The organism is Pseudorhodoplanes sp. (assembly GCF_035565855.1).
Classification (GTDB): Bacteria; Pseudomonadota; Alphaproteobacteria; order Rhizobiales; family Xanthobacteraceae; genus Pseudorhodoplanes.
In genome coordinates this window covers 1-23,335 of sequence record NZ_DATMRX010000053.1, presented here as the reverse complement: position 1 = coordinate 23,335, position 23,335 = coordinate 1, and the positions used below count along the sequence as shown (strand labels likewise).

25 protein-coding genes and 1 pseudogene are annotated in these 23,335 nt (G+C 62.8%); 15 read left to right on the top strand and 11 right to left on the bottom strand.

Annotated features, from left to right (window positions below; translation table 11 throughout):
* Positions 1 to 288: pseudogene (locus VN004_RS03070) on the top strand (ribonuclease HII); the annotation flags it as partial.
* Between the two features lie 68 nt (positions 289 to 356).
* Positions 357 to 1,907 (top strand): glycosyltransferase family 39 protein, encoded by a 1,551-nt coding sequence (locus VN004_RS03065; RefSeq protein WP_325606885.1) that lies wholly within the window; start codon positions 357 to 359, stop codon positions 1,905 to 1,907.
* A 127-nt stretch (positions 1,908 to 2,034) separates the two neighbouring features.
* Here the strand turns inward: VN004_RS03065 and cydB are convergent, their stop codons facing one another.
* Positions 2,035 to 3,036 carry a cytochrome d ubiquinol oxidase subunit II gene (cydB, locus tag VN004_RS03060; protein WP_325606883.1) on the bottom strand — a complete coding sequence of 334 codons (1,002 nt, stop codon included), beginning with the start codon at positions 3,034 to 3,036 and terminating at the stop codon, positions 2,035 to 2,037.
* Between the two features lie 4 nt (positions 3,037 to 3,040).
* A complete protein-coding gene (locus VN004_RS03055; RefSeq protein ID WP_325606881.1) occupies positions 3,041 to 4,438 on the bottom strand; it encodes a cytochrome ubiquinol oxidase subunit I in 1,398 nt (465 codons plus the stop codon).
* Between the two features lie 263 nt (positions 4,439 to 4,701).
* Here VN004_RS03055 and VN004_RS03050 point away from each other — a divergent pair, with 263 nt between their 5' ends.
* Entirely contained in the window at positions 4,702 to 6,045 is a 1,344-nt protein-coding gene (locus tag VN004_RS03050) for an NCS2 family permease (protein WP_325606879.1), read from the top strand.
* Positions 6,046 to 6,115: 70 nt separating this feature from the next.
* Here the strand turns inward: VN004_RS03050 and VN004_RS03045 are convergent, their stop codons facing one another.
* Positions 6,116 to 6,925: a uracil-DNA glycosylase gene (locus VN004_RS03045; protein WP_325606877.1), complete on the bottom strand. Its 810-nt coding sequence runs from the start codon at positions 6,923 to 6,925 to the stop codon at positions 6,116 to 6,118.
* A gap of 89 nt (positions 6,926 to 7,014) precedes the next feature.
* On the opposite strand from VN004_RS03045, the gene VN004_RS03040 reads away from it, so the two are divergent.
* The 3 genes from VN004_RS03040 to VN004_RS03030 all read left to right on the top strand — a co-directional run bounded on the left by VN004_RS03040 (position 7,015) and on the right by VN004_RS03030 (position 11,534).
* A complete protein-coding gene (locus tag VN004_RS03040; RefSeq protein ID WP_325606874.1) occupies positions 7,015 to 8,667 on the top strand; it encodes an electron transfer flavoprotein-ubiquinone oxidoreductase in 1,653 nt (550 codons plus the stop codon).
* Between the two features lie 196 nt (positions 8,668 to 8,863).
* Entirely contained in the window at positions 8,864 to 10,603 is a 1,740-nt protein-coding gene (locus tag VN004_RS03035; protein ID WP_414710222.1) for a tetratricopeptide repeat protein, read from the top strand.
* Positions 10,604 to 10,610: 7 nt separating this feature from the next.
* Positions 10,611 to 11,534, top strand: coding sequence for a 4-(cytidine 5'-diphospho)-2-C-methyl-D-erythritol kinase (locus tag VN004_RS03030; RefSeq protein ID WP_325606871.1), 924 nt, complete (start codon positions 10,611 to 10,613; stop codon positions 11,532 to 11,534).
* 16 nt (positions 11,535 to 11,550) lie between these two features.
* Here the strand turns inward: VN004_RS03030 and VN004_RS03025 are convergent, their stop codons facing one another.
* Positions 11,551 to 12,561 carry a polyprenyl synthetase family protein gene (locus VN004_RS03025; protein WP_325606868.1) on the bottom strand — a complete coding sequence of 337 codons (1,011 nt, stop codon included), beginning with the start codon at positions 12,559 to 12,561 and terminating at the stop codon, positions 11,551 to 11,553.
* A 176-nt stretch (positions 12,562 to 12,737) separates the two neighbouring features.
* Between VN004_RS03025 and VN004_RS03020 the strand changes: the two genes are divergently transcribed.
* Together VN004_RS03020 and VN004_RS03015 are read left to right on the top strand one after the other, a co-directional pair.
* The gene (locus VN004_RS03020; RefSeq protein ID WP_325606866.1) at positions 12,738 to 12,968 is read left to right on the top strand and encodes a DUF2007 domain-containing protein; all 231 of its coding nucleotides are present in this window, start codon (positions 12,738 to 12,740) and stop codon (positions 12,966 to 12,968) included.
* A complete protein-coding gene (locus VN004_RS03015) occupies positions 12,965 to 13,720 on the top strand; it encodes a tRNA1(Val) (adenine(37)-N6)-methyltransferase (protein ID WP_325606864.1) in 756 nt (251 codons plus the stop codon). The genes VN004_RS03020 and VN004_RS03015 overlap by 4 nt, the downstream gene beginning before the upstream one ends.
* Positions 13,721 to 13,727: 7 nt before the next feature.
* Here VN004_RS03015 and VN004_RS03010 read toward each other — a convergent pair whose 3' ends face one another.
* A complete protein-coding gene (locus VN004_RS03010; RefSeq protein WP_325606894.1) occupies positions 13,728 to 14,144 on the bottom strand; it encodes a hypothetical protein in 417 nt (138 codons plus the stop codon).
* Between VN004_RS03010 and VN004_RS03005 the strand changes: the two genes are divergently transcribed.
* A complete protein-coding gene (locus VN004_RS03005) occupies positions 14,056 to 14,850 on the top strand; it encodes a S49 family peptidase (RefSeq protein ID WP_325606890.1) in 795 nt (264 codons plus the stop codon). The genes VN004_RS03010 and VN004_RS03005 overlap by 89 nt on opposite strands.
* Positions 14,851 to 14,894: 44 nt before the next feature.
* On the top strand, positions 14,895 to 15,077 hold the full coding sequence (locus VN004_RS03000; protein ID WP_325606860.1) for a hypothetical protein: 183 nt from the start codon (positions 14,895 to 14,897) through the stop codon (positions 15,075 to 15,077).
* On the opposite strand, the gene VN004_RS02995 is transcribed toward VN004_RS03000, so the two are convergent.
* The gene (locus VN004_RS02995) at positions 15,074 to 16,201 is read right to left on the bottom strand and encodes a M48 family metallopeptidase (protein ID WP_325606857.1); all 1,128 of its coding nucleotides are present in this window, start codon (positions 16,199 to 16,201) and stop codon (positions 15,074 to 15,076) included. The two genes, VN004_RS03000 and VN004_RS02995, sit on opposite strands and share 4 nt — an antisense overlap.
* A gap of 53 nt (positions 16,202 to 16,254) precedes the next feature.
* Positions 16,255 to 16,815, bottom strand: coding sequence for a LemA family protein (locus VN004_RS02990; RefSeq protein ID WP_325606855.1), 561 nt, complete (start codon positions 16,813 to 16,815; stop codon positions 16,255 to 16,257).
* Between the two features lie 151 nt (positions 16,816 to 16,966).
* Here VN004_RS02990 and VN004_RS02985 point away from each other — a divergent pair, with 151 nt between their 5' ends.
* The gene (locus tag VN004_RS02985; protein ID WP_325606853.1) at positions 16,967 to 17,113 is read left to right on the top strand and encodes a hypothetical protein; all 147 of its coding nucleotides are present in this window, start codon (positions 16,967 to 16,969) and stop codon (positions 17,111 to 17,113) included.
* Positions 17,114 to 17,169: 56 nt separating this feature from the next.
* Here the strand turns inward: VN004_RS02985 and VN004_RS02980 are convergent, their stop codons facing one another.
* Positions 17,170 to 18,222 (bottom strand): glucose 1-dehydrogenase, encoded by a 1,053-nt coding sequence (locus VN004_RS02980; RefSeq protein ID WP_325606852.1) that lies wholly within the window; start codon positions 18,220 to 18,222, stop codon positions 17,170 to 17,172.
* A gap of 247 nt (positions 18,223 to 18,469) precedes the next feature.
* Here VN004_RS02980 and VN004_RS02975 point away from each other — a divergent pair, with 247 nt between their 5' ends.
* Positions 18,470 to 18,628: a DUF3309 family protein gene (locus tag VN004_RS02975; RefSeq protein WP_325606850.1), complete on the top strand. Its 159-nt coding sequence runs from the start codon at positions 18,470 to 18,472 to the stop codon at positions 18,626 to 18,628.
* A gap of 61 nt (positions 18,629 to 18,689) precedes the next feature.
* On the opposite strand, the gene VN004_RS02970 is transcribed toward VN004_RS02975, so the two are convergent.
* The 3 genes from VN004_RS02970 to VN004_RS02960 all read right to left on the bottom strand — a co-directional run bounded on the left by VN004_RS02970 (position 18,690) and on the right by VN004_RS02960 (position 21,910).
* Positions 18,690 to 19,109 carry a hypothetical protein gene (locus VN004_RS02970; RefSeq protein ID WP_325606849.1) on the bottom strand — a complete coding sequence of 140 codons (420 nt, stop codon included), beginning with the start codon at positions 19,107 to 19,109 and terminating at the stop codon, positions 18,690 to 18,692.
* A gap of 100 nt (positions 19,110 to 19,209) precedes the next feature.
* Positions 19,210 to 20,538 (bottom strand): sensor histidine kinase, encoded by a 1,329-nt coding sequence (locus tag VN004_RS02965; RefSeq protein WP_325606847.1) that lies wholly within the window; start codon positions 20,536 to 20,538, stop codon positions 19,210 to 19,212.
* 571 nt (positions 20,539 to 21,109) lie between these two features.
* Positions 21,110 to 21,910: a response regulator gene (locus tag VN004_RS02960; RefSeq protein ID WP_325606845.1), complete on the bottom strand. Its 801-nt coding sequence runs from the start codon at positions 21,908 to 21,910 to the stop codon at positions 21,110 to 21,112.
* 174 nt (positions 21,911 to 22,084) lie between these two features.
* Here VN004_RS02960 and VN004_RS02955 point away from each other — a divergent pair, with 174 nt between their 5' ends.
* The 3 genes from VN004_RS02955 to VN004_RS02945 all read left to right on the top strand — a co-directional run.
* A complete protein-coding gene (locus VN004_RS02955) occupies positions 22,085 to 22,264 on the top strand; it encodes a NepR family anti-sigma factor (protein ID WP_325606888.1) in 180 nt (59 codons plus the stop codon).
* Positions 22,261 to 22,809: a sigma-70 family RNA polymerase sigma factor gene (locus VN004_RS02950; RefSeq protein WP_325606842.1), complete on the top strand. Its 549-nt coding sequence runs from the start codon at positions 22,261 to 22,263 to the stop codon at positions 22,807 to 22,809. Before VN004_RS02955 ends, VN004_RS02950 begins: the two co-directional genes overlap by 4 nt.
* Before the next feature lie 105 nt (positions 22,810 to 22,914).
* A partial coding sequence (locus tag VN004_RS02945; RefSeq protein ID WP_414710221.1) for a low affinity iron permease family protein occupies positions 22,915 to 23,335 on the top strand: 421 nt, incomplete at its 3' end.

Below are 23,335 nucleotides of genomic sequence, written 5' to 3'. Positions count from 1 at the left end.
TGCGACTGCGAGCCGGTGATCTCGGGCGACGCGCTCGTACTGTCGATTGCGGCCGCATCGATCGTGGCCAAGGTCACCCGTGACCGCCTGATGATGCAGATTGGTGCCGCGCATCCGGGCTACGGCTTCGAGCGGCACATGGGCTACTCGGTCCCGGAGCACTTCGCGGCCCTGCAACGGCTCGGTCCAACCATCCACCACCGGCGAAGCTTCTCCCCGGTCGCCATTGCCGACGGTCTCATGGCGCCGCCGCCGGCCGACGATTCCGCTCTCGGGTTGCCACTCTGAGCCAACCCGGCTTATCTCTGCCGCCACACTTGGCTCTCCGAGGAGCCGGCTCCAGAGCCGCGGCACGCATGCGCACAGTCTCCCTGCCCCTCGAAATCCTGCGCAGCAAGCCGTGGCTGGTCTTCTGGACCGCGACGATCGCGCAGGCCCTGCTCTGGCTGCTCGTTCCGACGCTGTTCTTTTCCGCGCCGCCCGCCGAACTTGCCGACGTTCTCGCCATCGGCCGCGAATTCAAATTCGGAACCGAACGCGGACCGCCACTCGCCTTCTGGCTCGCCGATTTTGCGCTGCGTCTCACGGCCGGGCACATGATCGGCGTCTATCTCCTGTCGCAGCTCTGCATCGTCACGACCTATTGGGCCGTGTATCAGCTCGGACGCGCCACACTCGGCGAGCGTCACGCCGTCCTCGGCGTTCTGCTGATGACCGGAATTTCCGTCTTCACGATCGGATCGCCGGATTTCGGACCCGACATCCTGATGATGCCGCTCTGGGCGTTTGCGATCCTGCATCTGTGGCGCGCGACAGGAGAAAACCGGCCGCTCTACTGGATGGCGCTTGCCTTCGATTTCTGGCTGCTGCTGCTGACCTCGCATCTCGCGCTGATGCTGTTTGCGATCGTTGTTGCTTTCGTCGCGATCCATCCACAGGCCCGCGCAAGGGCTGCGAATCCCGCGACGGCCATGGCTGCCATCACGGTCGTCTGCATGATGCTGCCGAGCTTCATCGTAATCCGCGACCATGGCTTCGGGCTCACGCCCAACATCGAGCGATTGCGCAACTTCGAATCGATCGATCGCAACATCGTCGACTGGCTCCGTCTGCTTGGGCTGATCGCGGTCGCCCATACCGGAGCCGCCATCCTCGTCGCGGTCGCGGGCAATCTGTCGCGAACCCGCGCGGTCGAAGCCGCGGCCGTGGTCGGCTCGGAGGCCGATCCCTATGCGCGTAGCTTCATCATCACCTTCGCGCTCGTTCCCCTGATCGTGGTCACGTCCTTCGCCGTCATTTCGGGAAAGTCCGATCTCTCGGGTATCCCGCCTCTTCTGGTCCTCTCCGGGCTTGCCATCGTCGCCGCGGCTGGCGAGACGATCTTGCTGTACCATCAGCGCATCCTGAGCATGGCCTGGCTGGCCCTGCTGCTGGTGCCGCCTGCGCTTGTCGCTGTAGGGATATTGCTGCTGCCGGCCGTGTTCGCGGTCGACCTCAAGCTGGCGCAGCCCGCCGACGACGTTGCGCGCTTCTTCACGGAGAATTTCGAGCGGCGCACCGGACAACCATTGCGCATCGTGGCCGGTGACCCGCGCCTCGCCGCTCTGGTTTCGGCGGCATCGCCGAGTCGTCCGCGGGTTCTTTACATCCCACAGAACGGAAAGCCGCAGCTCGCAACCCCTCAGGATGCCCTCGAGAACGGCGCGGTCGTCCTATGGCCCGCAACCGACAGCGCCGGAACGCCACCACCGGATATCAAAGCGCAATTTCCGGATATCGTCGCCGAGGTTCCGCGTGCGTTCGATCGTCTCCTGCCCGGCCGCGCGCCAGTGCTGCGCATCGGGTGGGGCGTGATAAGGCCACAAGCGACACCAACGGCGCAGGAACCGCCGCGCTCGCAGCAATGAGTCTCAATTGTCAGTGCGAGGACTGCGAGGCGAAGGCGAGCACGACGAAGCGATCCATTCTGAATTTGCCATATGGATTGCTTCGGCGCGCAAATGCGCGCCTCGCAATGACGGACGGGCGATCACCTCAGTGATACGCCTCGCCTTCCCGCACCTTGCCGCGGAACAGCCAGTAAACGAATACGACATAGCCGAGGATGATCGGCAAAAGGAACACCGTGCCGATCAGCATGAAGATCTGGCTCGCGGGCGCCGCAGCCGTATCCCACACCGTCAATGACGGCGGCACGAGATATGGATAGCTCGAGATCACGAGCCCGAGATAGCCGAGCAGGAACAGCACGATCGTGGCAACGAATGGCAGCGAGTCGCGCTCGGTGCCGAGCCAGCGCCACAAAAGATACGACACCAGCGCAGTGACCAGCGGCACCGGCCACAGATAATAGAAGTTCGGCAGCGAGAACCAGCGCGTAGCGATGCGCTCGAACGCGTACGGCGTATAGAGCGAGACCACCGCCATGAAGGCGAGCACGCCGAGCAGGAGGATCTTGGCCTGACCGCGCGCGCGTTCTGCGACCTCGCCTTCGGTCTTCATGATCAGGAATGTGGCGCCGAGAAGCGCATAGCCGCAGACGAGCGCCGCGCCACACAGCAGTGCGAACGGCGTCGCCCAGTCCAAATGGCCACCGGCGAACTGGCCGTTCTCGACCTTGATGCCCTGGATCAGCCCGCCAAGGATCACCCCTTGCGAAAAGGCCGCGAGCAGCGAGCCAAAGGTGAAGGCGAAATTCCACCAGACCTTGCTGTCGGAAACGGTGCGGAATTCGAAGGCGACGCCGCGAAACACCAGCGCAAGCAGCATCACGATCACCGGCAGATACAGCGCCGGCATGATGATCGCGTACGCCATCGGAAACGCGACCCACAAGCCGCCGCCGCCGAGCACCAGCCAGGTCTCGTTGCCATCCCAGAACGGGGCGATCGAGCGCATCATCTGGTCGCGCTGGGTCTCGTTGCGAGCGAACGGGAACAGAATGCCGATGCCAAGATCGAAGCCGTCGAGGATCACATACATCGCGACCGCGGTGCCGATCAGCCCGGCCCAGATGACGGGGAGATACCATTCCACGGCTTTATCCTCCCTTGCCCATCGCTTCGCGCGCGGCGCCTTCCGCCGCTGTGAGCGGACGGCTCGGCAATCCTTCGGGCTGTTCGATCACGCGGCCTTCCGGACCCTTATTGATGATCCGGTTGATGTAGTAGATGCCCATCGAGAACACGATGCCGTAGCAGACGACGAACAGCGCGAGCGTGCCGAGAAGGCTCGCGGCCGGAACCGGCGAGATCGCATCGGCGGTACGCAGGATGCCCTGCACCAGCCACGGCTGCCGTCCGCTTTCGGTAACGACCCAGCCCGCGATCACGGCGACGAAGCCGCTCCACCATGTCCATGAGACGATGCGCAGATACCAGCGCGTTTCGAACAACGTCCCCCGCCACCACAGGAAGCAGCCGAACAAGGCTGCCGCGATCATGTAAAAGCCGATGCCGACCATGATGCGGAAGCCGAAGAAGACGTTCGGCACCGGTGGACGATCCTGCGGCGGCACGCTTGTCAGACCGGGGAACAGTCCGTTCGGGTCGTGTCGCAGGATCAGCGAAGCGCCGTGCGGAATGGCAATTTCGTAGAGATTCTTCTCCGCCTTCTCGTCCGGCCATGCGAACAGCACGAGTGCGCCTGGCTTCGAGCCATCCCAATGCGCTTCTATCGCCGCGATCTTGATCGGCTGATGTTGCAGCGTGTTGAGACCATGCTGGTCGCCGATGAACAATTGCAGGGGCGCAAGGATCGCCATCAGCCACAGGCCCATGCGCATCATGGTGCGCGCGTCCTGGATATGCTTGCCCTGGATGAGGTAACGCGCCCCGACGGCCAGCACGACGAAGCCGGTCGTCAGATACGCTGCGTTCAGCATATGCGCGAAGCGATACGGGAAGCTCGGATTGAAGACGATGGTCAGCCAGTCCGCCGGATAGGCGATTCCGTCGCGCATCTCGTGGCCGGCGGGCGTCTGCATCCAGCTATTGGCGGAGAGAATCCAGAAGGCCGAGGTCGCAGTGCCGATCGCCACGATCGCAGCCGACAGCACATAGACGCCAGGCGGCACCCTGTTGAAGCCGAACAGCAAGACGCCGAGGAATGTCGCTTCGAGGAAGAATGCCGTCAGCACCTCGTAGCCGATCAACGGGCCGACCACGTTCCCCGCCACCAGCGAGAAGCGGCTCCAGTTGGTGCCGAACTGATAGCTGAGCACGATGCCGGACACGACCCCCATCGCGAACGAGACCGCGAAGATCTTGGTCCAGAACCGCATCAGGCGGTGATAGCGCTCCTCGCCGGTGCGCAACCACATCACGCCGAGCGTCGCGATATAGGCCGACAGCCCGATGGTGAAGCTCGGGAAGATGATGTGAAAGGCGATCGTGAACGCGAACTGCACGCGGGCGAGGAGGACGGGATCAAACTCCATCGGCTGCTCCTTTTTGGCGCCGGTGCTTCCTGACACCCATTCCGCGAAGCCGCCGTACCGGGGGCCATCCTGCCGGTTTTCTGGCAGTCGCCGAACAATCATCAATAAAGGCGCTTTCGCGGGCGAATCCAAGCCCGGTATTTCGAGCTATCCCCCAAGCGATTTGGCACGAGACTGGCTTTCGCAAGCGGTGGACAACGTCACAAATCGGTCAGTAGGCGCCGACGAAAGCGCTAATCTTTTCAGCGCAGCAGGGGGTTATCATGGACGCAGACAGCAAGCCCGCAGGGCAGCCGGCGCCGAATGGCTTTTTGGACAAGTATTTCGGTCTGACGGCGAACGGAACGGATGTGCGGACCGAGGCGCTGGCCGGTCTGACCACGTTCCTGACCATGGCCTACATCATCTTCGTCAACCCGGCGATTCTCTCGAAAGCCGGGATGGACCAGGGCGCGGTCTTCGTCGCCACCTGCCTTGCGGCCGCGGTGTGCAGCATCGTGATGGGGCTTTACGCCAATTATCCGCTCGCGCTCGCGCCCGGCATGGGGCTGAACGCCTTCTTCGCCTTCACCGTGGTGCTGACCTACAAATACACATGGCAGCAGGCACTGGGCGCGGTGTTCCTCTCGGGCGTGCTGTTCTTCATCCTGTCGGTGACGGGACTGCGCGAATACATCATCAACCAGATCCCGCGGAACCTGAAATACGCGATCGGCGCCGGCGTCGGATTATTCCTCGGCATCATCGCGCTGGAGAACGCCAAGATCATCGTCGCCCATCCGGCGACGCTGGTGACGCTTGGCCCGCTCAACGTCGCGGGTCCGCTGCTGTGCCTCCTCGGCTTCATCCTGATCGTGGCGCTGCATGCGCGCCGGATTCACGGCGCGACCCTGATCGGCATCCTTGTCGTCGGCATCATCGGCCTGCCGCTCGGCCTGTCGCAGTTCCACGGCATCGTGTCGATGCCGCCCTCGCTGGCGCCGACCTTCCTGCAGCTCGACTTCTCGCGGACCTTCGAACTCGGCTTCATCATCGTCGTGTTCTCGATCCTGATGATCGATGTTTTCGACAATGCCGGCACCCTGATCGCGGTGACCGAGAAGGCGGGCTTTGTCGACAAGAACGGCAACGTGCCACGGATGAAGCAGGCGCTGATCTCGGACAGCTTTGCGGCGATGTTCGGCGCCTCGATCGGCACCTCGACCACGACGAGCTATATCGAGAGCGCTGCCGGCGTTGAAGCGGGCGGCCGCACCGGACTGACCGCGGTGTTCGTCGGAATCCTGTTCCTGTTGGCGCTGTTCTTCTCGCCGCTTGCCGGTCTGATCCCCGCCTATGCCTCGGCCGCGGCGCTGCTGTTTGTTGCCTGCGCAATGGCAAGCCTTCTTGCGAACATGGACTGGGACGACGTCACGGAGGCTGCGCCCGCGGTGATCGCCGCCATCACCATGCCGCTGACCTATTCAATCGCCACCGGCATCGGTCTCGGCTTCATCACCTATGCGCTGGTCAAGCTGATCGCCGGGAAATACAAGGACGTCTCGATCGCGGTCGGTGCGCTGGCGCTGATCTTCGCGATCAAGCTGATCCTGGTGCCGGGCGGGTGAGCGCGTTGTTATCCGCGCGATATTTTACAGCAACATGGCTGGGCTTGTCCCGGCCCTGTCCTTTTGAAGGCTATCCCGCCAGTGCCTTCTTGATCGCCAGGAAATCGCGCCAGGCAAAGCGCTTTTCGATCGGGTTACGCAACAGATAGGCCGGGTGAAACATCGGCATCGCGCGGATGTCGCGAGTGTCCGTCTTGTAGACGAGCCAGCGCCCGCGCGTTCGCTTGATCCCATCATTGACGCCGAGCAGCGTCGCAGTCGCGGGCTTGCCGAGACAAACCAGCACCTGTGGATCGACCAGTTCGATCTGGCGCTGAATGAAGGGCAGGCAGATCTGGGTCTCGTGGATCGACGGGTCGCGGTTACCGGGCGGCCGCCAAGGCACGATATTGGCGATATAGACCTCGGACCGCGCAATCCCGATGGCGCCGAGCATCCGGTCGAGGAGTTGCCCGGAGCGCCCGACGAACGGAATTCCGGTCTGGTCCTCCTCCGAGCCCGGCGCCTCGCCGACGAACATCACGCGGGCCTGCGGGCTGCCGTCCCCGAATACGAGCTGCTTGGCAGTGGTCCGAAGGGCGCAGCCCTCGAAGCCGTTCATGATGTCCCGCAAGGCCTCCAGCGAGGCCGCCGAACGGGCCGCCGCCCGCGCCGCCATGATCGCCTCTTCCGGCAAGGGCGGCGCCTGGACCGCGGCCGCCGGCGCCACCAGCCGCGGCTCCGGGCGGAGCCGCGGGGGCGGACCAGGCTCAGCCGGAACCGCCGACAGCGCGGGATCAGCGAATCGATCGGCCGGCACCTCGTCCAGCGCAACGTCGACGCCGGATTCGAGGTAGAAGGTCAGCAAATCGCGGACAGGCTTGAACTCGACAGGGATCATGGGCGGACTTTAGCACGCCGCCGGTCCTCGAACTGATTGTCGGATTTGTCCAAACATGAAAAAACCAAAGCTCGATCAGAGGAGCCCTAATGTCTGAGCTGCCGCCCCGTGAAAGCATGGAATTCGACGTCGTCATCGTGGGTGCCGGCCCAGCCGGGCTCGCGGCCGCGATTCGCCTGAAACAGCTTTCGCCCGATACCAGCATCGTCGTCGTGGAGAAGGGGTCCGAAGTCGGCGCGCATATCCTGTCGGGCGCGGTCATCGATCCGTCGGGGCTCGACCGCTTGCTGCCCGACTGGCGGGAAGACCCGGACCGCCCTCTTAAAACCGAGGTCACGGACGACCGCTTCTACTGGATGACGCAATCCGGCGCGATCAAGGTGCCGCTTTTCATGGCGCCGCCCCTGATGAACAACCACGGATGCTTCATCGGCTCGCTCGGGCTCGTCACCAAATTCCTCGCGGCCAAAGCGGAGGCGCTGGGCGTCGAGATCTATCCCGGATTCGCCGCCGCCGAAGTGATCTACGGCGCCAACGGCGAGGTGCGCGGCATCGCAACCGGTGACATGGGCATCGGCAAGGAGGGCGAGCCGACCGACAGCTTTACCCGCGGCATGGAGTTGCTCGGCAAATACACTTTGCTGGCCGAAGGCGCGCGTGGATCGTTGAGCAAGATCCTGATCGCGAAATATGGCCTCGCCGCGGATCGCGAGCCCCCGAAATTCGGCATCGGGCTGAAGGAAATCTGGCAGGCCGATCCGGCGAAACACAAGCCGGGGCTGGCGCAGCATTCCTTCGGCTGGCCGCTCGACAATCGCACTGGCGGCGGATCGTTCCTCTATCATTACGACGACAATCTCATCGCCGTCGGATTCGTCGTGCATCTCAATTACGAAAATCCGTATCTGTCGCCGTTCGAGGAATTCCAGCGCTTCAAGACCCATCCGGCGATCCGCGATGTCTTCGAAGGCGCCAAACGTCTGGCCTACGGCTCGCGCGCGATCACCGAGGGCGGGTATCAATCCGTGCCCAAGCTCGTGTTCCCGGGCGGCGCCCTGATTGGCTGCGCCGCAGGCTTCGTCAACGTGCCGCGCATCAAGGGCTCTCACAATGCGATCTCATCGGGGATGCTGGCGGCCGAGCATGTCGCCGAGGCGCTGGCGGCGGGGCGGTCCAACGACGAACTCGCGGGTTACGAGGCCGCGTGGCGCACGTCCCCGGTCGGCAAGGACCTCTGGCCGGTGCGCAACGTCAAGCCGCTCTGGTCGAAATTCGGAACCATGGTCGGCGTCGCGCTCGGCGGGCTCGACATGTGGACCAACACGCTTGGCTTTTCGCTGTTCGGCACGCAAAAACACGGCAAGCCTGACTGGCAAACCCTGAAGCCGGCACACGAATGCACCCCGATCGCCTATCCGAAACCGGACGGCAAGATCACCTTCGACCGCCTGTCCTCGGTCTTCCTCTCCAACACCAACCACGAGGAAAACCAGCCGCCGCATCTGAAGGTCGGCAACATGGCCCTGCAGAAGTCATCCGAGCACGATATTTATGCAGGGCCGTCCACCCGCTATTGCCCGGCGGGGGTGTATGAATGGGTCGGCGAAGGTGCTGACCTCCGCTTCGTCATCAACGCGCAGAATTGCGTCCATTGCAAAACCTGCGACATCAAGGACCCGAACCAGAACATCACCTGGGTTCCTCCGGAGGGAGCCGGGGGTCCGAACTATCCGAATATGTGATCGCGGGGTCGCCGGCCGAAGGCGCGCCGCCACCCGGTTGCGGCGGAATGTCACGATAAAGCCCGCATTGAAGCCGAAGGGGCTATCCTTAGGCTGCCGCAGCCGTTCTTGCGGTGCACGCGCAAAAAGGCCATCCTCGAATCCGAGCCTGTGGGGCGGCTTCGCGTTGCCCACGATGGAGATTCTCGACGTGACTATGTCGACCCTGTTCAAGCCCGCAGCGGTTGCGGCTACCGTATTCGGTATCCTCATGTTGCCAGGTCTCCTGGCCGCTCAATCGCCGGTCAAGCGCGACACCGCACGAACTTCCGCATCGGGAAATTATCTCGCTGCGCGTCATGCGCTCCAGCAACGCGATGCCGCCGCGGCGTCCGCCTATTTCCGCGCCGCTTTGCGCTCCGATCCGAAAAATCCCGATCTGTTGCAGCGCGCTTTCGGAGCCGCGCTGACCGAAGGCGATATGGAAGAGGCCTTTCGGCTCGCCGAGCGAATCGTTCAGGTCAACAAGAACGACCGCGATGCGCGTCTCGTCCTTGGCATCCGCGCGCTCAAGGGCAAGCAATGGCAAGCCGCCCGGACCAACATCGCGCAATCGGTGCGCGGACCGGTCACCGATCTGACCGCGGCGTTGCTGATCGCCTGGGCCCAGTTCGGCGCCAACGATTCGAAGGCGGCGATCGAGACCATTGACCGGCTGCAGGGGCCTGACTGGTACAACATCTTCAAGGACGAACATGCCGGCCTGATCCTCGATCTTGCAAATCGCAAGAAGGAAGCGGCACGCCGGTTCGAGAAGGTGCACAAGCTCGATGGCACCAATCTGCGCGTCGCCGAATCCTACGGCAGCTTCCTGTCGCGTACCGCCAGCAAGGAAGAAGCACTGGAAGTCTTCGGCGCGTTCGACAAGGCGCTGCCGCGTCATCCGTTGGTCACGAGCGCGATCAAACAGGTCGAAGCCGGCCAGAAACTGCCGCCGCTGGTGCCAAATGCGCAAGCCGGTGCGGCGGAGGTGCTTTACGGCATCGGCGCGGTTGTCGGCCGCCGGGGCGGAGAAGAACTCGGGCTCGCCTATCTGCAGCTCGCGCTCTATCTCGAGCCAAATCATCCGTTGGCGCTGCTGTCGCTCGCCGATCTCTATGAGACGATGAAGAAGCCGGAGCTCGCCATCGAGATGTATCGGCGCGTACCGGCCGATTCACCACTGCATCGCAACTCGGAAATCCAGCTCGCGGCCAATCTCGACTCGCTCGAGAAGACCGACGAAGCCAAGGAGCATCTGCGCAAGCTGATCGAGGAAAATCCGACCGACATCGAAGCGATCATGATGCTCGGTCATATCGAGCGCTCCCGGAAGCAATACGCCGATTGCGCCCAGACCTATACGCGGGTGATCGACCAGATCGCCAATCCGACGCGAGCGAACTGGAACGTGTTCTATTCCCGAGGCATCTGCCACGAGCGCAACAAGAACTGGCCGGCAGCGGAAGCCGATTTCAAGAAGTCGCTTGAGCTGTTTCCCGATCGCGCCGACGTCCTGAACTATCTCGGCTATTCCTGGGTGGATCAGGGCATCAATCTCGACGAAGGCATGAAGATGATTCGCCGCGCCGTCGAGCAGAAGCCCGACGACGGCTACATCGTGGACTCGCTCGGCTGGGCCTATTTCCGGCTCGGCAACTTCGACGAAGCGGTCAAGCATCTCGAGCGCGCCGTGGAAATCCGGCCAGAGGATCCCACCATTAACGATCATCTGGGCGACGCCTATTGGAAGGTCGGGCGACACCTCGAAGCCCGGTTCCAGTGGTCGCATGCCGCGGCGCTGAAGCCGGAGCCGGACGAACTCGCGAAGATCGAAGCCAAGCTGAAAAGCGGCTTGCCCGACGACGGCCCTGGCGCCACCGCCGAGCAGAAGTCCAAGTCCGACAACGGCGGCTGATCCGATCGTGACCGCCGGTCCTGCGGAGCGAACCGCGTTCGCTCCGGCTAAAGTCAACCTGACTCTACGGATCGGGCGCAAGCGCCCGGACGGCTACCACGACCTCGAAAGTCTCGTGGTGTTCGCCGATTTCGGCGACACATTGCGGCTGACACCTTCGGCCCCGTTGGGGCTGACCGTGGAAGGCCCGACCGCCGCGCAGGCAGGGCCCGCCGACGACAATCTCGTCATAAAGGCGGTGCGAGCGCTTGAGGCGCAGACCGCCGATCTCCGGACCGGCCATTTCCACCTGTCCAAGTCCACTCCCGTTGCGGCGGGGCTTGGCGGCGGCTCCTCGGATGCGGCGGCCGCCTTGCGCCTCGTCGCCGGCCTCAACGGCATGGCGCTGCAGGATCATCGGGTGCTGTCGGCCGCGCGGGCGACCGGCGCGGACGTTCCGGTCTGCGTCGAGCCCGTGCCCCGGTTCATGCGCGGCATTGGAGAAATCCTGTCGGCGGAGATACGCCTGCCCCGCCTTGCGGCGGTGCTGGTGAATGCAGGCGTCCCGGTCCCGACCGCGAGCGTCTTCCGGGCGCTGGCGGAGGCGCGAAAGACCGCCGGAACGCCGGCCATCGATCAAGATCCTGCGTCGCATGATGTGGAGACGGCCGCGCAGCCCACGTTCGACGCGCTGATGGCGTCGCTGGCCGCGTCGGGCAACGACCTCGAAGCGCCTGCGGTGACGCTGTTCCCGGCCGTTGGCGCCGTTCTCGATGCGCTGCGCGCGCTCCCGTCATGCCGCCTCACGCGCATGAGCGGCTCGGGCGGCACCTGTTTCGGACTTTTCGAAACCGCTGACGATGCGACGGACGCCGCCGCGCGGCTTCGTCACGCACATCCGGACTGGTGGGTTCAGGCGACCATGCTCGGAGCCGCGCCTGAAAAGTCTTAAAATCGAAGGCCCTGACTCAATGCGCCCGCGCGAGGCAGAACGCGACCGTTTCCTCGAGCGCGGCCTTCATTGGCGAGGGCGGGAATAGAGCCAGCGCATCGATCGCCATGGCGCCGTAATGCTGGGCGCGGCCGATGGTGTCTTCCAGCGCACGATGCCTCGTCATCAGTGAAACAGCGCGATCGAGATCGGCGTCAGTTGCGTCCCCCTGCTCGAGACACCTGGTCCAGAACGCACGCTCTTCGGCGTTGCCGCGACGGAACGACAGAACGACCGGCAAGGTGATCTTGCCCTCCCGGAAATCGTCGCCGACATTCTTGCCGAGCTTCGCGGATTTGCCGCCATAATCGAGCGCATCGTCGACGAGCTGGAAAGCGATACCGAGATTCATGCCGTAGGAGCGGCAGGCAGCGAGATCGGGCTTGGCACGTCCGGCCAGCACCGGGCCCACCTCGCAGGCCGCTGCAAACAATTCGGCCGTCTTGCCCCGGATGACGAACAGATACTCGTCCTCGGTGGTCTGGGTATTTTTCGCCGCGGCAAGCTGCATGACCTCGCCTTCGGCGATCACGGTCGCGGCCTGAGACAGGATGTCGAGCGCACGCAGGTTGCCGACATCCACCATCATTCGGAAGGCCTGGCCGAGCAGGAAATCGCCGACCAACACGCTCGCCTCATTGCCCCAGAGCATGCGGGCCGCGAGCTTGCCGCGCCGCATCTCGCTTTCGTCGACCACGTCGTCATGCAGGAGCGTCGCCGTATGCATGAACTCGACGGCGGCCGCGAGCTTGATATGGCCTTCGCCCTCGTAGCCGGACAATTGCGCCATCGCGAGCGTCAGCATCGGCCGCAACCGTTTGCCGCCCGAATTGATGAGGTGGTTGGCAACCTCCGGTATCATGGTCACTTGCGACCCGGTGCGCGCCAGGATCGCGGCATTGACTTTTTCCATATCGGGGGCGACCAGCTCGACCAGCCGGTTTATCGAAGCCTGTGGCTGCGATTCAAAAGGGATAACGACAGCCAAACGAGGCACTCCCGGAACGGACAAAACCAGAATAGAAACGCTACACTGAGCGGGCAAGTGCGCCGCTTTGCCGCGATAGCCGATTTTCGGCCGACACGGAACAGCTGCACCCCAATTGGCCCCGGATTACGGCATTGCGCCCGTGACCCCGTGCCGGACCGGCAGGATACGACCCCTTGCGCGAAATTGTCCGCACCAACGACCCCGTGCTGATCAACGCCATCGAAGCATTGTTCACGGGTGCCCATATTCCATATCTGGTCCTGGACCAGAATATGAGCGTACTGGAAGGATCAATCGGCATGCTGCCGCGGCGGATCCTGGTTGAGGACAGCGCAGAGCAGGAGGCTCGCCAGCTCCTCACGGACGCCGGTTTGGGCAAAGAAATGCGACCGCAGGCCAAATGAGCGAGAGTCCGGCTCAGGCACCCGACATCACCGACGACGCCATCCTGGACGGCCGGCTGCGGCTGCTGCAGCCAAGACGCGGCCACCGGTTTGGCCACGATGCCGTCCTGCTGGCCGCGGCTGTACCGGCACAGCCGGGCGAACGTATTGCTGAATTCGGCGCAGGCGTAGGCGCAGCCGGGCTAGCGCTGGCGTCGCGTGTCCCGGACATCGACCTGATCCTTTACGAAATCGATCCTCGGCTCTGCGCGCTCGCCGAGGAAAACGTCGTCCGTAACAACTTCGCCGGCCGCGCACACGTGACGGCGCAGGACGTTGCGAGCCTGTCGCCCACCCGTGACGTCAACCACGTCCTGATGAACCCGCCCTTCAACAGCGCGCGGCTGCAGCCCTCACCTGACCCCGATCGCCGCAGCGCGCATCAGGCGAACCCGGGCCTTCTCGCCGAATGGACCCGCGCTGCGCGCAACGTGCTGCGAGACGGCGGAACCCTGACCTTGATCTGGCGCGCCGAGGGACTTGCGGAGGTGACCGCGGCGTTGAGTGACGGCTTTGGCGCGATCACGTTGCTGCCAGTGTATCCGGCGCCGCGGCGGCTGGCCAACCGCGTCATCGTGAACGCTCACAAAGGCGCGGTTTCACCGCTCCGGATCCTGCCTCCGCTTCTTCTGAATGGCAGCGATCTGCGCCCGACCCCGGAAGCAGAATCGATCCTGCGACAAGGTTCAGCGTTGATCGTTGCCCAGGCCTGACGCTCGTTCAGCCGAGGCGCTCAGGTTTGGCGGCCGATCGCCCCTGCAAGGCCGAGATGTGTGCAAATGTCGCAATCGTTCCCAACAGGAGGATCAGCACATAAATCTTGATGGCCATGTTCGCACCTGGCCGGACGATCTGATGAATCCGGCCCCTTTTTCTCGGACCGCATTCACACTGCGTTTCGGTTAATGTCGTGTAACGAAAACACCGGTTCAACAGAAGTTGAGGGACTTTGATGGCTGAGATTTCGGGCGAGCAGGTCCGCCAATTTTTTGAACGGCTCATCCCTGCGCGATTACGCAGCAGCACACCAATTGTTCCCGTCGTCCGATTGACCGGCGTAATCGGATTTTCAACACCGCTGCGCCCCGGCTTCACTTTGTCGTCGGTCTCGCGGTTGCTGGACCGCGCTTTCACCATGCGGCGCGCGAAGGCGGTCGCCCTGATCGTCAATTCACCGGGGGGGTCGCCGGCGCAGTCGCACCTCATCTATCGGCGCATCCGCCAGCTCGCGACCGAGAAAAAGCTTCCGGTCCTCGTCTTCATCGAGGATGCCGGCGCATCGGGCGGCTACATGATCGCATGCGCTGGAGACGAGATCTATTGCGATCCGTTCTCGATCGTCGGCTCAATCGGCGTGATCGGCGCAACCTTCGGCTTCAACAAGGCGATGGAAAAGCTCGGCATCGAGCGGCGCGTCTATACCGCCGGCGACCGCAAGATGACCCTCGATCCGTTCCTGCCGGAAAATCCGGAAGACGTCGCCCATATCAAGGAAATCCAGAAGGACATTCACGAAGGCTTTATCGCGCTGGTGAAGGAGCGCCGCGGCGCCAAACTGACCGGCCCAGAATCGGCCTTGTTCTCCGGCGAATACTGGGCCGGCGAACAGGCGGTCGATCTCGGGTTGGTCGATGGTGTTGCAGAGGCGCGATCCTTCTTGCGAGCACGCTTCGGTGAAAACGTGTATCTGCCATTGATCGCCGAGCGCAGCTGGTTGGCGCGCCGGATGGGCGGGGCCGGCACGCAAATTCTCTCCGGACTTGCCCCGACTGGCGCAAATCTTGCCGCAGATGCTCTGTCAGCGGCAGAGGCGCGGGCCATCTGGGCCCGATACGGATTGTGATGTCGAAGCGCGGGATGAACGGCGTGATTACGACTTTTCCTCGAATGATCCTCTGGGCGGCGAGCACGGTTGCGGCATTTGCCGTCGCCTATCTCGCGCGTCGGGAATATCAGCGCGTCAACGCGGAGCTTGAAGAGGCCCGGCTGTCTCCGGTTGCGAGCAAGGCCGAGCGCGCCCAGCATCCAACACTGCGCCGCGACCCGCGAACCGGTATCTACACCCTTTAGCGCGGCCCCCAGGGTCCGATGCTGCCTGGCGAGGGCAGCGGGCTCCACGGACCTCGCTGCGACGGCTCCGACGATGGCGGCTCTCCGTCCGCACCTGTATCTTTCGTATCGATATGATCCGGCTCGGGCAGAGCGGCGAGCGGCCCGGGATCGTGACCGCCGGCCATTCGCACCAGGGCGTCAACACGGCTGTCGATCGATGGATGGGTGGCGAACAGGTCGGCAATACCCGACTGCGGATTGTCGACGCACATCTCCATCACTGCGGACGTGACGCCTTCCAGCTCGCCGCGATTCTCGATCTTGCGCAGCGCCATGATCATCGCGTCGGGATTCTTCGTCAGTTCGACGGCTCCGGCGTCGGCCAGATATTCGCGCGACCGTGACAATGCGAACCGGATCACCAGAGACAGAAACCAGGCGACGGCGATGACCACGATGGCGAGCAGGATCGCTGCGCCCGCGCCGCCCTTACGGTCGCTGCTGCCGCCCGAGGAGCCGCCGCCGCCCACCCGGATTCCACCGCGAAGCATGACGCGGAAGAAGATTTCCGCGGCGAACGAGACGACGCCGGCGATGACCACCGCGATCACCATCATCCGGACGTCGCCGTTCCGGATGTGCGTGAGTTCGTGGGCGAGCACGGCTTCGAGTTCGGCGTCGTTGAGCCGCTCGACGAGGCCGCTGGTTACGGTGATGGAATATTGCTTCTGATTGAGCCCGGTCGCGAAGGCGTTGAGAGCCGACGAATCCATCACCTTCAGCTTCGGCATCGGGATGCCACGCGAGATGCACAGATTTTCCAGCAGATTATAGAGCCGCGGCTGGTCCCGGCGGGTGACCTCATGCCCGCCGGTCAGCGCATCGATCATGCTCTGATGGAATCGATATGCGATCACGATCCAGATCGCGGTCGCGATGGTCACGAACGGCGCGGACGCGAACAGGTCGCTCACCGCGCGAGAGACAATGGTCTCGAAGGAGGCACGGTCGTCAAGAAACGCTTCGGCGACGAGGGCGCCGGCGAAGGTCATCAGATAGACGAGGAAGAACAGGCCAATCAGCAGCGCCACCGAGCGACGGCGGTTGCTGCGGATATGCGTGTACAGCCCGTAAGCCGCCATACGTCAGCGCCCCGCCGCGGCTGCCAGCGCCGCCACCATTGTTGCGAGCCGGTTCAGAACTTGACCTGCGGCACCTGTTCCACCTGCGTCCTCGTTTCGCCGAGATCGAAAAACTCGCGCTTGTGGAAGCCAAGCGAGCCGGCAACCAGCACTGCGGGGAAGCTCTCGATGCCGGTATTGTATTCCTGCACCGCGTTGTTGAAGAACCGCCGCGCGGCCGCGATCTTGTTCTCGATATCGGCCAGCTCGGTTTGCAGCTGCTGGAAATTGGTATTGGCCTTAAGGTCGGGATAGGCCTCGGCCAGCGCGAAAAGCTGGCGCAAGGCGCCGCTGAGCACGGTCTCGGCCGCCCCCTGCGCCGCCGGCCCCTGTGCCGCGATGGCCGCATTCCGCGCCTTCACCACAGCATCGAGCGTTTCGCGCTCGTGCGTCGCGTAACCCTTCACCGTCTCGACGAGATTGGGGATCAGGTCATGCCGCTGCTTGAGCTGGACATCGACATCCGCGAAGGCCTGGCTCACGCGCTGCCGCATGGCGACGAGGCCGTTGTAGATGGAGATCCCCCAGAAAACGAGGCCGGCAATCACCACAAGAATGATCAGGGAGGTGCTCATGGAATCTCCTTCAAAAGAATCGTCTCCGCCGCTGCGGCGATCTTAGCAATTCCCGGACGACAATGTGGGCATCGTTGGCAAGGAACCCGATTGTTGCGGGAGCGTTTAATTTTCGACCGTCTTATGTGCGATTGCAAGGAGAGGGATTTTCATGGTTTGGCGCCGCATGTTAGGCCGCGAGGAATTGACGCCGGTGCAATCCCGCCAAGGCTTCCTGGACCGGCCCGTCCTGCTGGTTCTGGTCGCAAGCGTTGCGATGGTCAGCGTCCTGTTCGGCCTGTTGCTGCTTGCGATTTAGAGGCGCGCGAGAGCTCCGCTACCTTATATGAGCGCGCAGGCGCAACCCATCGACATTCATTCCTCTGAGAATTCGATCACGACCTTGATGTCCTCCGGACGCGGCGTAAACGCTTCGCGCCAGTGCGAGAGGGGGACACGACGTGTGATGATACGATTTAGCCAGCCCCGGTCGGTGCGAGCGAGTGCATCGGCGGCCAACTCGTAATGCCGCCGATTGGCATTCACCGAACCGAATACCACTTCATTTCCGAGCACCAATTTTCGGTTGAATCCGCCAATATCGAACTCCGTCTTTTGGCCGGATGAAGACACGCCGAGCAGGCACACGATGCCCGACAGCGCGCATCGATTGATCGCTTCAACGATGATTGACGGCGCCGCGGTGCATTCCATGACGACGTCGAACGTCAGATCGCGCAGAGATCGCACATCGGCGTGATGGATGGCGCCGAGATCCCGAACCAGCTTCGGCTTCGGCCCTGCTGTATGGCGGTCCAGCACATGCACCTCGAGGCCGCGCTGCGTTCCCATCATCGCGGCCAACAATCCGATCGGACCTGCGCCCGTCACGAGGACCGTGCCTGCCGACCAGGCGTTGGACCTGCGGCCCACCGTTTCGACATGATCCCAAGCCTTCGCAACGATGCTGGCCGGCTCCATCAACACACCCGTGAGGCCAAGGCCGCGATCGATCTTCACGGCGAAATCCGGCTCGATCCGAAAGCGCTCTGAGCCAAATCCATGGCGCTCCTTGATTCCACGCTCCGTGAAAAGCCCGTTGCGGCACATGTCCCATTCGCCGGCCGCGCAGGAAAGACAAGGCACCGGATCGGGACGACGCACGATGCCGACAACAGCGTCGCCAGGGACAAATCCGCAGTCCGCGGGCGCATCCTGCACGACGCCAAGCGACTCATGACCAAGTACAAGCCGCTCGACGCCAGGCGGCGCTTCGCCATAAAGACCTTCGAGGATTTCGTGATCCGTGCCGCAGATACCCAGAGCGCGGGTTCGCACCAGGATCGCGCCATCAGTGGGAGGCGGCTCGGGAAGTTCATCAAGCCGCACTGAACCGGCAACGCCCGGCAACACTGTTACCGCGCGCATTACACGCACCTCTTGGTAGCCAAGTTACGAAGCCGAGGTGTGAGTCTCATGAAGCATCCATTCATGACTTCACGAACGGCTGCTTTCCGAAAACCGTTCCGTGTCGTGTTGCGAATACGGCTGCATCAAGAAGGAACTGTGTGGAACCTTTGGCGTTTGACTGCTGACGTTGAACTTCGCACCCGGCGATTGCCTCAAGGGCTCTGAATGGGGTTCGCGCACGGTTTCTCAACAGCGGAGGCTGGCTATGACGCTCGGCACTATTCTTGTCATCATTCTGATCCTGATCCTTGTGGGTGCGATCCCGAGCTGGGGTTACAGCCGCAACTGGGGTTACGGACCATCCGGAATTGTAGGCGTGGTGCTCGTGGTGGTGTTGGTATTGTTATTGATGGGCCGGCTCTGACGGCACTCCACAATTCAAAGGCCGGAGCATCAGCTCCGGCCTCTTTGTTTGTGCGTAGCTTTCAGGAATCGCAGCGCACGCCGATATGAGCGTATGCCGGCATGGTGACAGGGCTGAAGGCGGGCTCGCAGCCTTCCGGCAAGCGATCGCGCGGCGCTTGATTGGGCGTTTCACGAACGGGCTGCACCGGCATATTTCGGGTCGTCGCGGGCCGCGGAGTGCGGACCGCGCTTTCCATTACGGACCCTGAGTTGCGCACGACGATGGTCGTCTTCTCGGCAGGCAGATCGAAGACGCGCGCACCGCCGGCACGATCGCTGGATGGCGTCGCGAGGCGATCAGCCTTCCCCGAGGGCGCGTCGTGAAAGATACGCAGATCAAGATCCGTCAGCAAAAGCGATTGCGCGATTATTCCGATGGAGGATCCCGCCGCGCAGGCGAGTGCGATGCCCACGACGGCGCAAGCGAGCTTGCGCAACATGGCCCCTGTTCTCCCGAAGAAGCGCTCGCAGGCTCATCATCTGGCCTGCTTGTGTTCCCGCAGACAACGCCTTGGCGCCCCGGCTGTTCCACCCGGGCTTTCAGGCCACGAGCTGATTTTTCGGCACCGCGACCCGACAGGTCAGCCCTTCGGAGACAAAATCCAGTTCCACCTTCGCGTCCAATACCCGCGATAGGTTATGCTCGATAACGACACTGCCGAAACCGCGCCGTTTCGGCACCGCGACCTTAGGACCGTCGCTTTCGCGCCACAGCAATTCCACCCCACCGTCGGACAGGGTCTTCCAGCTGATATCGACATGGCCGCGCGAACGCGACCACGCGCCGTGCTTCGAAGCGTTTGCCGCCAATTCATGCAACGCAAGGCCGAGACTCTGCGCAGCTTCCGGTTTCAGGCGAATGTCTGGCCCCGTCATTGATAGCTGATCGGGATTTTGATCCAGATAGTGAGAGAGTTGCATCCGCACGAGTTCGCGAAGCGAGGCGCCATGCCAGCTTTCCTGGACCAGGAGGTCATGCGAGCGCGCCAAAGCCTGCACACGGGCGCTGAACCTCTCCAGAAACGTCTGAACGTCGCCGGTATGTCGGGCCGTCTGCCGCGCCATCGCCTGGATGACCGCAAGCAGGTTTTTCGAGCGATGCGTCAGTTCGCGCATCAAGAGCCTAAGATGCGCTTCGCTCTGCTTCTGGTCGGTGACATCGACCGCGGCTCCGGTCAGTCCGATCGCACTCCCGGAAACGTCCCGCATCGGTTCCAGATGAAAATCGTACCACCGTGTCACATCGCCGTGCTCGAACCGGAATTGCGCATCGCGCGCTTCGCCCTGCTCCAGCACCTCATGTTTGAGCGCGACCATTGCCGCTGCGTTGCCGTCCGGCAGGATGTCGTCATCGGTCTTGCCCTGGATGTCCTTGGGATCAAGTCCGAACAGCGACTTGCTGACCGACGTGTAGCGAAGATCCCTGTCCTGCGTGAAAACCGCGACATTGGACCCGCGAAGCGCGAATTCGTAGCGTTGAGCGGCGGTAGCCAGGTCTTCACTCAATCGACGCTGTTCGCTTTCCAGTGATCGCATGCGGCTGACGTCGACGGCGGTACACATGATGCCCTCGATCGAGCCGTCGCTTGCGACGATCGGATCGACGTGTAGCGCCATCAGGGCTCGCCGCTCTGGCGTGATGAAAGACACCTCGCAATCGCCCGGCTCGCCGGTGGCGAGCACGCGGCGCTTCAGCTCGACCAGGGCCGGCTGTTCGGTCGAGATACCAAGCTCATCATCAGTACGACCGAGCAGGCTCGATGTCGCGTCATCATTCCGCGATCCGACCACCCAGTTGTAACGAAGATCCCGATCCTGTGCGAAGGCCTGGATATTTGCCCCGCGTAACGCGAGCTCAATCCGACCCATGAGTTGTTGGCATTCCAGCCTCGCGCGGTTCGCTTCATCGCGGGTGCGTACAAGTTCCGCATGAGTCTCCGCATGCCGCCTGGTTTCCCGTTCGAGGAGGCCTTGCAATTGTTCGGCATTCGCCTGCCTGGACGGGCTCGCCGGCGTGCCGCTTGGCTCTCGCGTGACCGGGCTGCTCCCCCTGACCTTCTTCACCGCTTAAAATCCCGCATTGGACGCGTGCGCCCGGCGTGGAGGCAACAGCACATCGATATTGCCAGTTTGAACGACGACCGCCGGTCCCTGCGCTGCTGCTCAACGCATGGAGAACGTCATATGTTTCGGGCGGTTACGCTCACAACTCTGTTTCGGTCGCGAAACCGCAGGTCGCAAGTTCGGCCAGGGCTGGAGAATACGGAACGAAGTCTCGGCTTGCGAATTGGAAGCTCAGCCGGCCGTCATCCCCTCCCCCTCGTGCTCGGTCGGCTCGTTTCAGGGCGTGGCTCGGTTATACCGGACCACGCCCTTTTTTATTCCCCGCACTCGGAGTTAGAGCCAAGCGGGCGTTGGCCCGCTTGGTCGTGAACCACAATCAGCTGGCGCGCCGCTCGCGACGCCTCGCATTGCGCTCAAAGAACAGCGCCTGACTGATCACCGCCGAGACCGTCGCCGGCTGGAACGGCTTCGCAATCAGGAAGGCGGGTTCGGGACGTTCGCCGGTCAGGAAACGTTCCGGATAGGCGGTGATGAAGATCACCGGGACCTCGAAGGAGCGCAGCAACTCATTGACCGCGTCGAGCCCGGACGAGCCGTCGGCAAGCTGGATATCGGCAAGGATGAGCCCCGGACGCTTCGCCTTCGCCAGCGTGATGGCCTCCGAGTGGGTCCGCGCCACGCCGAGCACGCGATGTCCAAGGCTCTCAACCAGCCCCTCCAGATCCATCGCGATGAAGGGCTCGTCCTCGATGATCATGACATCGGTGGCTATCTCGGCGGCGAGCTCGCGGCCGGATTCCTCGACCAACTGCCTCAACGTCGGAACGTCGACGTCAAGAATTGTGGCGGCATCGGCTTCCGAAAAGCCTTCGAGTGCAATCAGGAGGAAGGCCTGGCGGGGTCGCGGGGTGATCTGGCTGAGACGCTGCTCTGCTGGCAGAGCGGTGCTGTCGGGCCCGCTCTTGGAATTGACCACCACCGAATTCCAGATCTTGCTGAAGAGATGATACAGCGCCACCCGGGGCGACGATGCACTGTCCAGGATGGACGTATCTTCGATCAATGCCTCAAGGGCGGCCGCGACATAGGCGTCCCCGGAAGATTGACTGCCCGTCAGAGCGCGCGCATAGCGGCGCAGGAACGGCAGATAAGGTGCGATTGCTTGCGAAGTGGACACTGAATCCCTCCCGTTGGGCCTATGAGGTCGCGGCCCCAACGCGTCTTAGCAAAAAAAGTTCCGGACGGCGGAACCTTCTGCTGTGCCAAGCATTGCGAACGGTAATGGGGACCGGTTCCAGTCAGAGCCGGCGAGGACGAAATGAGAACACCGAAACCTGGCAAGTCACCCTCCATGCAGCCGGATGCCATGAGCCAAAAGAACGCCTCCGGGCTGAACCGGGAAATTCAGAACAAGATCGGTCAGCAATTGCGGGCCATTTACGATGACGTCGTCCAGGAAGGCGTTCCGGATCGGTTCGCCGATCTTCTGAAGCAGCTTGATAAAGCGCCGGCGGAAGGAAAATCCGAATGAGTGTCGATCCGGCTCTGAGAGACCAGATCCTGGCGGCCATTCCGAGCCTGCGCGCGTTTGCTATTTCACTTTCTGGCAACGTGGACCGGGCGGACGACCTCGTACAGGAAACCATCCTGCGGGCACTGGCCAATATCCAGTCCTTTCAGCCTGGCACCAACTTGCCAGCCTGGCTTTTCACGATCCTGCGCAACCTCTTCCGGTCGGAATATCGCAAGCGCCGCCGGGAGGTCGAGGACGCCGACGGCAGCCTCGCCGAAACGCTGAAATCGCATCCCGACCAGATCGGCCGGGTCGAGTTTCAGGAGTTCAGGGCGGCGTTGGCGCAACTGCCTGCCGAGCAGCGCGAAGCGCTGATTCTGGTCGGCGCGTCCGGGTTCTCCTACGAAGAAGCAGCCGATATCTGCGAATGTGCGGTCGGCACCATCAAGAGCCGCGTGAACCGGGCACGCAGTCGTCTCGCCAAATTGCTGGAAGTCGACAACATCGACGAATTCGGTCCTGATCACGCAACCCGCGCCGTGTTGATGCGTCACGAAAACTGACGCCTCCGCGGCCGCGACGGCCGGTTGCCCCCGACGCATTGTCATCCGGAACGCTTCGGCGCCTGTCGCCGTTGAGGGATCGACTGTCGCTATCGGAGCCGAAAGGTGAAAACGAAAACGTCCGATGCGCTTGAACGACCCATCGTCCAACAGGCGTGCGACCACCAGAATGTGGGCGGTCCAAACCTTTTCGAGAGAGCGGCCTGCGCGATCGCCTACCTCAGTGGCAGGCCGGGCGCCTTTCTCATTGCCGCCTTGATGATCGCGGTCTGGGCGATCAGCGGGCCTGTGTTCGGCTTCAGCGACACCTGGCAATTGGTGATCAACACCTCGACCACCATTGTTACCTTTCTCATGGTCTTCCTGATCCAGAACTCGCAGCACCGCGATACGGCTGCGATCCAGATCAAGCTCGCGGAACTGATTCTGCGGCTCGATGGCGCTGACGACAAGCTCGCCACCGCCGAGGACCTTTCCGACGAGGAGCTTGAGCGGCTGCACCGCGAATATCGCGAGCGCGCCGACA